Origin of the sequence: Nostoc sp. FACHB-280 (assembly GCF_014697615.1) — a bacterium.
Taxonomy (GTDB): Bacteria; Cyanobacteriota; Cyanobacteriia; order Cyanobacteriales; family Nostocaceae; genus Nostoc_B.
The window spans coordinates 104,477-117,619 of sequence record NZ_JACJSD010000001.1 but is presented as its reverse complement, the minus strand read 5'-3'; the positions used below and the strand labels follow the sequence as shown (position 1 = coordinate 117,619).

The following is a 13,143-nucleotide window of genomic DNA, read 5'->3' as shown; positions in this document are numbered from 1 at the left end:
GCGGATCAATCTAAATTTCTCTGGGCAATTATGCAGCGTGTGTCGCAATTTGTTAGGGTGGCTGCCAAGCATCGACGGCTTTTGATTTTATCACTGGGGCTATTAGCTTTGGTTGCTGCTCACGGAATGGCGCTTATTTACCGTATTCAGCCAGGGGTTTCTTTGTGGTTTCCGCCATCTGGGGTAGCGATCGCTTTGAGTTTTTGGTTTGGCCTTGATGGTATCATCCTCACAGGAATTGCATCTTTCTTAATGGCTCCTGTTTGGGGATTGCATGGTTGGGAGCGATTTATTGGCGTTATCGATATTGTCGAACCCCTGGTTGCTTGGTTACTCTACCGTCGTTTTTGGCAGGGTTCACTGACGTTTCATAACCTCAAAGATGCTGCTATTTTTACCTTAACTGTACCTTTATTTGCCAGTAGTAGTTTAGCTGTGTTTGGTAGTTTAGGTTGGGTAATTATAGGCAAAATGCCTGCTGCTCACCTGACTAACAGTATTACTCACTGGTGGTTAGGCAATGCGATCGGTATTATGGGTTTTACCCCCACAATTTTGTTAGTATTAACGCCTTATCTGCAATCTGGGGGTTGGTTATCTCATTGTTCAACAGCAAATGCTTCATACCCAACTTTTAGACTGCCAACTTGTCGCCCTTTGTTATTAGAAGTTACTACTATTTTATTTTTGTGTATTAGTATTGCTTCGGTAACTGTATCGGAAGTTTCCATAAATAGTAATACAGAATTTAGGTTTCAACAGTTATCTTTTTTGAGCTTTATTCCTGTAATGTGGGCGGCTACGCGCTTCGGAGTCTCTACAGGAATGCTGGTTTCAACATTTTCCATATTAATCACACTTTTCTCTTATTTAGTAGTTTATCCTAATGCTATCTTATTGCCGAGTTTTCCGGTACAACCAGAAGTTCTGCATGTTCATAAATTAAGTTTATTAGTCCAATCAATTGTGACTTTATTGGTAGGGGTTGCTATTACCGAAAGAGCTAAAATTCAAGTAGAACTTGCTATTGAAAAATTTAGAATTGGAGAATATCAAGAACGGGCTGAACTGTCTGAGAAATTAATTAAACTGAATAATTCATTAAAAGAAACAAATATTTGTTTAGAAGATTCAAATAGAGAGAAAGATAAATTATTAAAAGCCGAAAAAGCTCTGCGGAATCGCTTGAGTAATATTTTAGAAAGCATGACAGATGCTTTTATTGCCGTTAATCAAGATTGGCAAATAACTTATGCCAACCAACAAGCGGCTAAAATCAAAGGTGTAACCCCAGAAACCATGCTGGCACAAAATTATTGGCAGCAATGGATAGGAATGCAAGGTACAGAATTTGAGCAAAAATATTTGCAGGCGATCGCACAATTAATTCCTGTACATTTTGAAGCAAAATATCCGCCGCAAAATATGTGGCTGGAAATTCATGCTTATCCCTTTGAAGACGGTTTGGGGATATTTTTTCGGGATATTACTGAGCGTAAACAAGCAGAAGTTGAACGGGAAAATCTCTTATATAGAGAACAATTGGCGCGGAGTGAAGCGGAAAAAGCAAATAAAATTAAAGATGAGTTTATTGCCGTACTTTCCCATGAATTAAGAACTCCCTTGAATCCGATTTTAGGTTGGGTAACACTACTCAGAAGACGTAAATATGATGATGAGAAACTCACACATGGCTTAGAAACTATTGAGCGGAATGCTAAATTACAAATCCAACTCATAGAAGATTTATTAGATGTTTCGCGGATTCAACAGAGAAAAATCATTTTAAATCTTCAGCCTGTAAATTTAATTGATATTCTGCACGCATCTCTGGATACTGTATATCTAGCTGTGGAAGCTAAAGGAATGCAAATTCAGAAAATGATTTGTGTGGATACAGCATGGGTGAAAGGAGATGCAGAACGTCTGCAACAAATAGTTTGTAATTTACTGTCTAATGCGATTAAATTTACTCCGTTGACTGGCGCTAAAGTAGAAATTATTTTAGAGACAGTTGATACCTTTGCTCAAATTCAAATTCAAGATAATGGTAAAGGTATTAGTCCAGATTTTCTACCATTCGTATTTGATTCTTTTCGGCAAGCTGATGGCACAATTACTCGTCAATATGGTGGCTTAGGATTAGGGTTAGCAATTGTGCGCCATCTCACAGAACTGCATGGGGGGACGGTAAAAGTAGAAAGTCCAGGGGAAGGAATGGGGGCAACATTCACGGTGAGATTGCCATTAATATTAGATTTTATGCCCAAAAATCAACTTATTTCAACAATAGATGAGGCGGTAAATTTAGCAGGGTTACATATTTTGGTAGTAGACGATGATGTAGATACAGGCAAGTTTTTGACTGTGATATTAGAACAGTTTGGTGCTAAAGTAACCGCGATCGCATCTGGTAGCCAAGCCTTAGAATTTTTAGCCAGAAACACGGCAGACTTACTGTTAAGTGATATCGGAATGCCGGGAATTGACGGTTATACCCTCATCCGTTTGATTCGCGCCTTACCACCAGAACAAGGCGGGAAAATACCGGCGATCGCCCTGACAGCTTATGCTGGAGAAATCAACCAAAAACAAGCACTAGCCGCAGGTTTCCACATCCATTTAGTTAAACCTGTCGAACAAAAACAATTAATAGGTGCGATCGGGCAAGTTTTGGTTAATTTAGAGCAGAAGGCAGGAGGCAGAAGGCAGGAGGCAGAAGGCTGTTCCGAGGCGGAATAAACTCCAAGTCTCATAGCGCACCTCTTTTAGTAAAGCTAGTGAGCATTGAGCGACTCGTCCTGAGTGTAGTCAATGGGAGTCGAAATGCGTCTTCTAAAAATTATGTCTACCTACTTAGAAACGCCTATTTTCCAGCAGGAAGTTGTAGTTCTATGCCCAACTTACTGCCTATGTCTAGAACATTGTTTGTAAAATCTGTGATACCTGCAATGGGAGCAGCAATTAAACCAGCAGCAGTGAGTAAAGCAATGAGACGCTTTTTAAGTTTAGTTTTATTGCGTTCTGGTTCTGGCTTTTGGATTTCGGCTTCTACATCATCAATATCAATGGTGATGTCGTCGCGGATTTCTGGCGGAAATTGGGCGGCGGTTTGGCGTAGGTTGTGGATTAGTTGCAGAATTTCGGTGATGTTTGCGCCACTGGTTTGAGTGAAATCTGAGGCTTGCTGACTGGCTTTGTCTTTAACTTCGTTGGCAAAGTTGGCAATGTTTGAGTTGTGAAAGTTGTTTGTATTTTGTGTCATAGGTTTATATTCTGCTTGGTTGCTATTGTAAATCTTGTTGACAATTGTGAGGCGATCGCGTTCTAACTCATCTCTTTTTGATTTCTGACGCGATTCTAATGATTCGTAACCATCTAAAAGTTGACGTAAATTGAGTTTTAATTTTAATTTGCCGATAGTAACTGTGCTTTCACCCATTGCCTCAAGTCCCAAGAGTTCTTGATAGTCGAGGGGGGGATGATTGGGATAGCCGGGAACGGGAACCCATTCGGTGATTTCGAGGTTGGGTAGAGTTTTGTGGATTTTGTTAAAGACATCGCGGAGGATACCGAGAAATAAGCGGCGGGTTTCTTTGCGTCCACTAATGGCGATGAAGATTTTTTTGTCTTCGGGGTCGGCTTTTATCCGTGCAATATTATAGATTTCGTTATTTTCTTGATATTGCAGCATTACACCACTGCGCCAATAGATTTGGTTATAGATTTTTTCGTGGGTGTTGACGATAAAGCGAGAAATAATGCTTTCCGGGAGAACTTTGTAATGGTATTGAAATTCTAGGGTTTCGCCGTGGAGTTCTGTTTTATCTGGTTGGTCTTTGGGCAGAAGTCCAGCAATCAAAAATTGTGGCGGGTGACATTCTAGGGCAAAACAAAGCTCAAATTCTTTCATCAACCCAATCAGATATTTGTGGCGCTGGATGGGGTAACGTTCTGGATTAAGAATACTGCTGAGGTCGGCGGGGGTGAAAATGCCTTGGCGTTGAGTTTTAAGAATTTCATCGCTGAGAAGTGTGTAAATACCTTCTGTCACCCAGTTGGGTTTGAGGACGTTGGTATCTTTAAGGATGGGATGGTCGCGGAAGTTGAGAACTAAGCCGAGTCGATGCAGCAAGTCGATGAGTTGTTCTTGGTTTTGTTCTTCGGGAATTTTGTTTTCATAGCAGATGCCAATATAGTTGCTGTAGCTGATGAAGTCTTGGGGCATTGATTCGAGTTGTTGTTTCACCTCAAACCATGAGAGGGGTAGAAGGTTGTAGACTTCTTTGAGGTTGGCAATTTGCTGAAAAATAGCGGTGCGAAGTTCATCAATGCCGATATTATCTTGGCAGGAAGTTTCGATAATGGCTCGGATATTGGGATATTTCTCGCGTAATGCTTTGCGGTTGATGTCGAGGGGTTGTTCGTCTCTTTTGTTGCCAACAATAATCACGGGGGACTTTCCGCCGAAGCTTTCAATTAATTTCAACCAATATTCAATGCGGTTTTCTTCTTCGCTAGTGCGACAATTACAAACTAAGAGATATAGGCTACGTTTCGTCAAAAAAAACTGATGGGTAGCATGATAAATTTCCTGTCCTCCAAAGTCCCAAACATTCAGGCGGATGTCTTTGCTATTAATATGTACGTTCCAAGTTTGGACATTCAGTCCGTCGGTTTGGGGTTGATTGTTATCATATTTGTTGCGGATTAGTCGCTCGATGAGGGATGTTTTGCCGACGCTACCTTGTCCAACAAGCAATAGTTTGGCTTCGTGTAATGGTCGAGTTTTACTTGTGCGAATTTGCCTCAAGTAATTAAAAATATTTTGTGCGTCGTGTGAATGAAGAATTTCTAAGGGAATGTTGGTTATTGGGTTGTTATTGAGGTAAAGATGTCTAAGATTAGTTAATTTAGCGAGTGTCTCTGGAATTTCGCTGATTTGGTTGTTTCTGAGGTCAAGCACTGTGAGGTTGGTTAATTGGGCAATCGCTTCTGGTATCTCGCTGATTTGGTTGTTATAGAGGTAAAGCTGGGTGAGATTGGTTAATTGGGCAATCGCTTCTGGTATCTCGCTGATTTGGTTGTTATAGAGGTAAAGCTGGGTGAGATTGGTTAATTGGGCAATCGCTTCTGGTATCTCGCTGATTTGGTTGTTTCTGAGGTCAAGCACTGTGAGGTTGGTTAATTGGGCGATCGCTTCTGGTATCTTGCTGATTTGGTTGTTATAAAGGTAAAGCTGGGTGAGATTGGTTAATTGGGCAATCGCTTCTGGTATCTCGCTGATTTGGTTTTCACTGACGTGAAGCTGGGTGAGGTTGCTTAATTGAGCGATCGCTTCTGGTATCTCGCTGATTTGGTTGTTTCTGAGGTCAAGCACTGTGAGGTTGGTTAATTGGGCGATCGCTTCTGGTATCTCGCTGATTTGGTTGTTTCTGAGGTGAAGCTGAGTAAGATTGGTTAATTGGGTGATCGCTTCTGGTATCTCGCTGATTTGGTTTTCACTGATGGTAAGGTAGGTAAGATTGGTTAGTTGGGCGATCGCTTCTGGTATCTCGCTGATTTGGTTGTTATGAAGGTAAAGCTGGGTGAGGTTGGTTAATTGGGCGATCGCTTCTGGAATTTTGGTCAACTTTTTCCACGACAAGTCTAAATCTTGCCAACCCTCAGTAGCCGCTTGCATCAGTGCCAACAACTCATCTTGCGTCATAATTCCAAGCCAAAGGGTAAAAGGAAAGAAGACTGTTGAAGATGATTTTAGCGGATCAGGGCAAAATTCTATACCATCGCTTTGTAGCGATGCCTGCGGTGGTCACTGAGCTTGCGATGCCCTGAGCGTGTCGTTCGCGTAGCGTCTCCGGTAGGAGAAGGGTCGAAGTGCGGACTACGCCAACGCACCTTGAGATTTTGTGGTTAGCGACGTAGTTTTTAAATAAACGTTAATTCGACAGACCTCTCCCGCTTCTAAAAGGCGAAAGTCTGGGTTTTATTCCCCTCTTCTCGTAGGCTACGGCTATACACAAATCTGGGTTAAGTGCATCTGTCCTGCCTCGGAATAAATTCCGAGTCTCATAGCGCAAGTCCTCTCAAGAGGACTCAAAGAAAAATTGATTCCAGTCTACTTCAGTAGACTTTGGCTATGAGCCTGGAACTTTAGTTCAAGGCGGGATACGGTTTCATACTGTAAATTTTCGATTTCGTTTATTGATTACAGCGCCGCCCTAAGCTTGTCAAAGGGTCGAAGTAAACCCAACTTCAACACACAACGCCTAAACTATTGCCCAAGTTCCTGCATATTATTCATTACTTGTTGATACAAGTCGTTATTACCTTGACGTTGTAAAATGGCGGCGGCTTGTTCTAAATCTTTCATAGCGCCTTGTTTGTCGCCTTGGGCGGCGCGGGCGTTACCGCGATTGTTATAAGCTGGTGCAAAGTTGGGATTGAGGCGTATGGCTTCGTTGTAGTCGGATATGGCTCCTTGTTTGTCTCCTTGAGCAGCCCTAGCGTTACCTCGGTTATTGTAAGCGATCGCATAACGCGGATTGAGAATAATTGCTTGGTCGTAATCTTCTAGTGAACCATCTCTCTCGCCTATGGCTGCACGGGCATTGGCGCGGTTATTATAAGCTTCGGCATAGTTGGGTGACAGTTTAACAGCTTGGGTATAATCTGCGATCGCACCTCGATTATCTCCCAAGGAGGCGCGGGCGTTTCCTCTACTGTTATAAGCTTCGGCATCGTTGGGAGACAGGCGCAAGGCTTCGTTATAATCATCGATGGCTTTTTGTTTGTCACCTGTATCAAAATAAGCCAGTCCCCGCCCTTTGTAAGCTGCACTATATTCAGGGTTGAGATTGATGGCTTTAGTATAAGATGCGATCGCTGCTTGTAAGTCGCCTTTGAGGTGCTGATTTTGTCCTTGAAGATACAGCGCCCCAGCTTGTGAAGTTTTAATAGTCCGGCGGCTAGGAGGATTGAAGCCGATTTCTGTCACCAAAACATTCTTATCTCGATTGCAAGAGACAAGGGTAATTGCACTCAACACAGTCAGCACAACCATAGCCAATGCTTTATTTTCCTTCACCCGCTTTTGCTCCCATAACCGCAGCTTCATAAGTTGCTTTTAACCACCATTCCACCTAGATTTAATTAGCACCCAATTTTCTTAATTCTGGAATTTTACACTTAACTGATATTCCCTAGGTTTAATAACGGTTAACTCTTGCCGTAACCGGGAAGTTTATCAACTTTTTGTGTTTTAGCTGGTAATTTAACGGTGATGAATTATACGTTCTTGCTTATTTATTAATAAGAACTGCACTCAAATCAATCACTCTTCTCACTCATCCTCACCATTAGTTTCCTGAGTTTTCGGAGTTAGCCGCAAAGCATTAGATGTATCTATTTCTACAGATAATTGTTCTAAATTTTCACCTAAATCTTTTTGCAGCTTTTGAGTCAAGGTAATCGGGAAATCTAAATCTAATCCTTGAGTTTGTACCAGTCTAGCTAACTCTAAGAATTGGGCTTTTACAGTTTTGCGTTCATAAGCCGTCAACTTAAAAGCAGATGTTTCTGATACATTTTGAGCCTGCATAGCTTTTTTAATGCGCTCTTGTAAATGTTCATATTCAGAGTTTAATAGCTTCCATTGTTCTTCTATTTGGGTATATCTAGCATTCAGAGCTATTAAATCTTCTGTATCTGGTTCGGGATTACCTTCTGCTTGTAATTCTAACAAACATTTATGCACTTGAGCAAGATAAATGCAGTCAAGATAAGCGTAGTCTATTTGTTCTTCTGATAAAGGTCTTCTGCTCCAATCGCTACTTTGTGATTGTTTATCAATATCGTGAAAGTTACATAAAACAGTTGCAAGAGTTTTGAGTTGATAATTCGGTACTGGTAACAGATAATAAGGAATTTTTTTCGCGATTTCTAAAGTACAAGTAATATTTTTAGCTTTTTTATTACCGAGAAATTTTACATCATAACTAGCGTTATGAAATACTTTTTCGACATTGGGATTTAACATTACTTGCTGAATAAAATCAGCTACCAACTCATCTTGATTTAATACATCCAACAAAAAAACGCGATCGCCACTCATATCATCAGGATGATCTAACACCTGAATCAGCGACAATCTGGGATTTCGGCTATTATAATCAGCTACTTCTGTATCTATCCACAAAGTTGAAGCTTGAGTATATTCAGCAATCATGTTACGAATTGCACGAGCAGTATTCAAGTAAGGCATTTTAATGTTTAATTTGATTTCTGAAACAGTCCAGTAGGGTGTGTTAGGCGTAAGCAGTAACGCACCAAAAGCTTTTGCAGTAGATATGTTACTAGAAAACGCTATATTTCATTTTCAAAGTAAAATAAAAAGCTTATTTAAATTCTGACTCCTGCATTCTACTGTATAACTGGTTTCCGCCCAAAGGTAAAAAATGTAGTAATATCATTCCAAATTCCTTGTGCAGTTTCTAAAGCAGCTAATTCTAATTCAAATTCTGCCTTAACTTGCTCTACTTCTTGAGTTGATAACTGCGAAAAAGGATTAGGAAATTGCCCCGGTGCTGGATAAGAACTACCCAACCACATTCCCTTAGCTTGCTCTAAATTAACATAACTGCCATATTGCTCAGATATAATTTCAATGCAGTCATAACCTGCTGCTTCTAGTAAATGACGACACTTTTCTGTTGTGCCTGTAGGCTGGTTTAAATAAAGAGCAATGCCATACTTTGCCAAAACTTTCTGCACTACAATACTGGCAATAAAAGCGGTCTCTGCAAAGGCATGAAATCCAAGTAAGCCCCCAGGTTTTAAAAATTGATGCCAATGGTGTAATGCACCTGTAAAATTTTCCAGCCAAATTAATGCCGAAGAACATAAGATGCAATCAAAACTGTTAGCTGGAAAGTTGAGTGATTCTGCATCCGCTAATTGAAATTCAATATTTGTCAGCCCTAATTCGGTGACTTTTTGTTGTGCTTGTGCCAGCATTCCCGATGAAATATCTATACCAATTACCTTACCGCCAGCGCCTACAACTTGAGCCGCCGCAATTGCAGCCATCGCCGTACCAGTTGCAATATCTAATACCTGATCTCCTGGACGCAGTTGGGCATATTCCACCAAACGATGAGCAATTTGTAAATGCCACTCGCTTTGATCATAAGTTGGACTTCTGCGATTAAAGAGGTCAGCTATTTGTTGCTTGTAGTCGCTGAGTCGGAGTTGATCGGGCATTGGGTCTGGCTAGAGTGAGATAATTGCAGTGTAACAGCGATCGCAACTTGCAGTTTGGGCGCAACATCTGGAGTAATTTCCGTAAGTTTTGGTCGAGAATTGGTATAACCGCATCTGAAATTGGTAAAATTCAAGTTCAGAGAGAAGAGAACATTTAAACATGGTAGCCGCCCATACGGACTTAAATATTGCAGCTTTAGAAGCAGAATATAGCCAAAAATCACCGAGAGAAATTCTCAAATTTGCCTTGGACACTTTTGACAACATGGCAATTTCTTTCAGTGGTGCTGAAGATGTTGTATTGATTGATATTGCTTCTAAAATTACCAAAAACTTTCGAGTTTTTACCCTCGATACCGGGCGCTTGCACCCAGAAACATATCAGTTGTTAGATAAAGTCAGAGAACATTATGGCATTAAACTAGAAGTCATGTTTCCTGATGCCGCAGAAGTCCAAGCTTTGGTAGAAGAAAAAGGATTGTTCAGCTTTTATCAAGATGGTCACAAAGAATGCTGTGCTATCCGCAAAGTTAGACCACTGCGCCGCAAGTTAAATACTCTTGATGCTTGGGTGACAGGACAGCGTAAAGACCAAAGTCCCAGCACCCGCAATCATATTCCCGTCATTGAAGTTGATACTGCATTTTCGACAGAAGACCATCAGTTAATTAAATTCAACCCCTTAGCTAACTGGTCTTCTGCACAGGTATGGGAATACATTCGCGCTTTAGATGTACCTTACAACAAATTACACGAACGCGGTTTTATTAGTATTGGTTGCGAACCTTGTACTAGACCAGTTCTGCCAAATCAGCACGAACGCGAAGGTCGTTGGTGGTGGGAGGAATCTACTGCTAAAGAGTGTGGTCTACACCTAGGAAACTTACAAAAATCGTAAGTCAAGTCATACTATAGGGGCGCAAGTTTTTGCGCTCTTACTAAATTTGAGAATTGTTTTTGATGATTTGGCAACCATTGTTCTTTTACTAAAATTATTGACTAAAACTATTTCGCTATGCCTTTTCTCAGTCTGAGAAATAGGAACACAATTAACCACTTTTGCATTTTGTTGTAGTTCCAAGTTAAGAATGTTGAGCATATAAACTCAACATTTTTAACTCTGAACTATGTAAATTTGAAGTGTTATAGCATTTATCAATCTAGTGAAGTACAGTAGCAACAATGGGTAAACCAATTATGAATATCATTTAATGCAGAAATGTTGAATTATGTCATAATTCAACATTTCTGAGCGTAATCGATAGTCAAGTTGCAGAGCTTCTTTTAATACTTCTTTATCCATTATATTTATGAGTAATAATTCATTTTTATCACTGACTGAAAGCCTATCAAGCTTTTCTGTAGCAGTTACGGCACTTTCACCTGCTTTGCGTAGCATCCAGTAACAGTGAGCATTTAAGGCATTGCGATGAGCGTCTTCATTCCGCCAGCGAAAGTAATCGACTACTAGATTTAAGGTAGGAAGTTGTGACACTCGACAATCAAAAGCGGCAATGCTATTGAGTAGAAGTGAAAGCTTTGCACTTGCCTCTCCTGCCAAAATAGAGTTGAGTTTCCGCAATTTGCGACTAAAACTTTCCTCATCTCGGTGGAATAGAAGTGAGATTTCGTCACTTTGCGTATAGCCATAAATGATCCGGAATCCACAATTCATTAGGTGTTCTACTGTAGATACCATGTAATCTCGAAATTGAGGATCAAAGGGAGCCGCAAATTTGTGAGTTTCCTTTGTCAAGCGAGTAAAGTTACGCCCATCAATTCGAGCAACCATAAATAGCCCTGGCAATACACACAAATCGTGGGCTGTTTCAAAAATTCTCAGTCTTGTGTCTAACTCTTCAAACTTCATTCAGCCACTCCTGTACAGCAAACTCTCCTTTTGGTATTAACCGAACATAATAAAGTTTGTCAAAACCTTCCTCATATTTGGGAAGTATCAGCCGTGAGTATGTTCCTCTAATACCTTTATCTGGTACCTGCTGTTCCGGTTTGCGGTTTTGATTACGTTGAATTGAATCAGCAATTTTTGATTCAAAATAATAGCCAGTAATCTGAAATCCTTGATTCTTGGCTAACAAAATGTAGCGTTCTCGCTCTTCAGGTGTAGGATTTGTATTATCTACAACAAATGATTGACCAATTTCCAGACAAGTTTCTATCAATCGCTTTTCCCGGTGTCTAGTTTTGAGCATATCCAGGTTGATTCTGATGTGAGTATCAGAAAACCTTTGACTGTAGAAGGTTGATTTTCCGCTTGCCTGTATCCCAATAAAAATGATTAATTGCACGGTTAATTCAACAGTTAATCAAAGCTCTAATCTATGTTTAATTTCTCCAGCTAAATCTGCTAGTGCTACTTCTATTTGTTCGCCTGTTTGCAAATCTTTAAGTGATGATTTTTGGGCGGCGGCTTCATCAGTACCGATGATTACACAAAATCTAATTCCTTGTTTATCTGCGGCTTGGAATTGTTTACCTAATGGGCGTTTCTCAAAATTGGTAATGACATTAATACCTGCTTGGCGTAACTTTTGGGATACTTTTAAATAAGTCGGCATTAAATCTTCTTGCATATTGACTACTACTACTTGGGCTGGTGTTGCAGGTAAAGTCTTTAAAATCCCTGCTTTGAGTAGTCTGCTAATTAAGCGAGTCAAGCCAATAGAAATGCCCACTCCCGGCATTTTCTCGCCGATAAACATGCCAACTAATTCTTCATATCTACCGCCAGAACAAATACTACCTAACGCCTCATGACCGATGAGGGTAGTTTCGTAAACTGTGCCTGTATAGTAATTTAAACCACGGGCGATCGCTAAATCAATACAAAAACGTTTATCGGGAACTCCCAAGTTACGCACACCTGTAATTACTGTTTCTAATTCTGTAACGCCTAAACTAAATTGCTCGGCTGTTGGTAAGTTTTGTGAGAGGTGTTTAAGTTTATCTAATACTTCATCAACATTGCCGTCAATTTTGATAAAATCAATAATCTTCTGTGTATTTTCTGCTGATATACCTTCTTTTTCTAATTCTTGTTTGACTTTAGTTTCGCCAATTTTTTCTAGATTATCAATAATACTAATACAAGTTTTAATTTGAGTTTCAGCAATGCCTAATGACTGGAAAAATCCAGTTAATATTTTACGGTTATTGATGCGAATTAAAAAGTCACCAATATTCACTGCTTCAAATATTTCAGTAATAATTGCTGGCATTTGCGCGTCATATAATAAGCTGAGTTCCCGCCGCGCAATTACATCGATATCACATTGACGAAATTGGCGAAAACGTCCATCTTTAGCACGTTCTCCCCGAAATACGACATCCATTTGATAACGGGCAAATGGGAAAGTTAATTCATTTAAGTGACGGGCAATATACGCTGCTAAGGGAACAGTTTGGTCAAATTTTAAAGCGCGTGCTTCTGAACCTGTTTCGCCAGCTTTATCTCTTTCGGCTTGGCGATTGGGTGGTAAGATTGGGTCGATACCATAAATAATATTGTCGCCTTGATTACCCTTTGCTTGTAATACTTCTAACCTTTCTACAGCAGGAGTTTCTATGGGTGTAAATCCATAGCTTTCATAAACTCTACGGATGGTATCTAGTAAATATAATTCCAGGCGTTTTTCACTAGGTAAAAATTCAGGAAAACCACTAGGAGTAGAAAAGTTAATTTTGTCAGTTTTAGCCATTTGTGTAATCTATTTAAATTTAAATATAATGAACTATCTATTATGTCATAAAATAGTGCGTTAACACATATCTTGCATCTAGCCCCGACGAATGGAATTCGCGGCTATAAAAACGAAGTCCGCCTACGCGGACTAAAGTGAAATTAAGGGTTTTATCTGTGTG

At 40.2% G+C, this 13,143-nt stretch carries 9 protein-coding genes; 2 read left to right on the top strand and 7 right to left on the bottom strand.

The annotated features are described in order from the left end of the window. The first annotated feature begins 30 nt into the window (after nt 1–30). Complete coding sequence (locus H6G75_RS00465) at nt 31–2,742, top strand: MASE1 domain-containing protein (protein ID WP_199337664.1); 2,712 nt, start codon at nt 31–33, stop codon at nt 2,740–2,742. A 124-nt stretch (nt 2,743–2,866) separates the two neighbouring features. Here the strand turns inward: H6G75_RS00465 and H6G75_RS00460 are convergent, their stop codons facing one another. The 4 genes from H6G75_RS00460 to H6G75_RS00445 all read right to left on the bottom strand — a co-directional run bounded on the left by H6G75_RS00460 (nt 2,867) and on the right by H6G75_RS00445 (nt 9,261). Next, entirely contained in the window at nt 2,867–5,710 is a 2,844-nt protein-coding gene (locus tag H6G75_RS00460) for a COR domain-containing protein (RefSeq protein ID WP_190978050.1), read from the bottom strand. Between the two features lie 564 nt (nt 5,711–6,274). Continuing rightward, nucleotides 6,275–7,117 (bottom strand): tetratricopeptide repeat protein, encoded by an 843-nt coding sequence (locus tag H6G75_RS00455; RefSeq protein WP_190978049.1) that lies wholly within the window; start codon nt 7,115–7,117, stop codon nt 6,275–6,277. A gap of 225 nt (nt 7,118–7,342) precedes the next feature. Continuing rightward, on the bottom strand, nt 7,343–8,263 hold the full coding sequence (locus H6G75_RS00450; protein WP_190978048.1) for a ribonuclease D: 921 nt from the start codon (nt 8,261–8,263) through the stop codon (nt 7,343–7,345). 158 nt (nt 8,264–8,421) lie between these two features. After that, nucleotides 8,422–9,261 (bottom strand): class I SAM-dependent methyltransferase, encoded by an 840-nt coding sequence (locus tag H6G75_RS00445; RefSeq protein WP_190978047.1) that lies wholly within the window; start codon nt 9,259–9,261, stop codon nt 8,422–8,424. 160 nt (nt 9,262–9,421) lie between these two features. Here H6G75_RS00445 and H6G75_RS00440 point away from each other — a divergent pair, with 160 nt between their 5' ends. Continuing rightward, a complete protein-coding gene (locus H6G75_RS00440; protein WP_190978046.1) occupies nt 9,422–10,159 on the top strand; it encodes a phosphoadenylyl-sulfate reductase in 738 nt (245 codons plus the stop codon). Nucleotides 10,160–10,465: 306 nt separating this feature from the next. Here the strand turns inward: H6G75_RS00440 and H6G75_RS00435 are convergent, their stop codons facing one another. From H6G75_RS00435 to hisS, 3 genes are read right to left on the bottom strand one after another with little or no spacing between them, the layout of a single operon-like run. Beyond that, nucleotides 10,466–11,131, bottom strand: a complete 666-nt coding sequence (locus tag H6G75_RS00435; RefSeq protein ID WP_199337663.1) for a tRNA(His) guanylyltransferase Thg1 family protein — start codon at nt 11,129–11,131, stop codon at nt 10,466–10,468. After that, nucleotides 11,121–11,570 carry an ATP-binding protein gene (locus H6G75_RS00430; protein WP_190978045.1) on the bottom strand — a complete coding sequence of 150 codons (450 nt, stop codon included), beginning with the start codon at nt 11,568–11,570 and terminating at the stop codon, nt 11,121–11,123. Before H6G75_RS00430 ends, H6G75_RS00435 begins: the two co-directional genes overlap by 11 nt. A gap of 18 nt (nt 11,571–11,588) precedes the next feature. Continuing rightward, nucleotides 11,589–12,980, bottom strand: coding sequence for a histidine--tRNA ligase (gene hisS, locus H6G75_RS00425; RefSeq protein ID WP_190978044.1), 1,392 nt, complete (start codon nt 12,978–12,980; stop codon nt 11,589–11,591). Nucleotides 12,981–13,143 lie beyond the last annotated feature (163 nt).

Bases quoted from the DNA above. Each gene is read 5' to 3' on its own strand.
- H6G75_RS00450 (WP_190978048.1), bottom strand. From the start codon at position 8,263: ATGCCTTACTTGAATACTGCTCGTGCAATTCGTAACATGATTGCTGAA.
- H6G75_RS00445 (WP_190978047.1), bottom strand. From the start codon at position 9,261: ATGCCCGATCAACTCCGACTCAGCGACTACAAGCAACAAATAGCTGAC.
- H6G75_RS00435 (WP_199337663.1), bottom strand. From the start codon at position 11,131: ATGAAGTTTGAAGAGTTAGACACAAGACTGAGAATTTTTGAAACAGCC.
- H6G75_RS00440 (WP_190978046.1), top strand. From the start codon at position 9,422: ATGGTAGCCGCCCATACGGACTTAAATATTGCAGCTTTAGAAGCAGAA.
- H6G75_RS00455 (WP_190978049.1), bottom strand. From the start codon at position 7,117: ATGAAGCTGCGGTTATGGGAGCAAAAGCGGGTGAAGGAAAATAAAGCA.
- H6G75_RS00465 (WP_199337664.1), top strand. From the start codon at position 31: ATGCAGCGTGTGTCGCAATTTGTTAGGGTGGCTGCCAAGCATCGACGG.
- H6G75_RS00460 (WP_190978050.1), bottom strand. From the start codon at position 5,710: ATGACGCAAGATGAGTTGTTGGCACTGATGCAAGCGGCTACTGAGGGT.
- hisS (WP_190978044.1), bottom strand. From the start codon at position 12,980: ATGGCTAAAACTGACAAAATTAACTTTTCTACTCCTAGTGGTTTTCCT.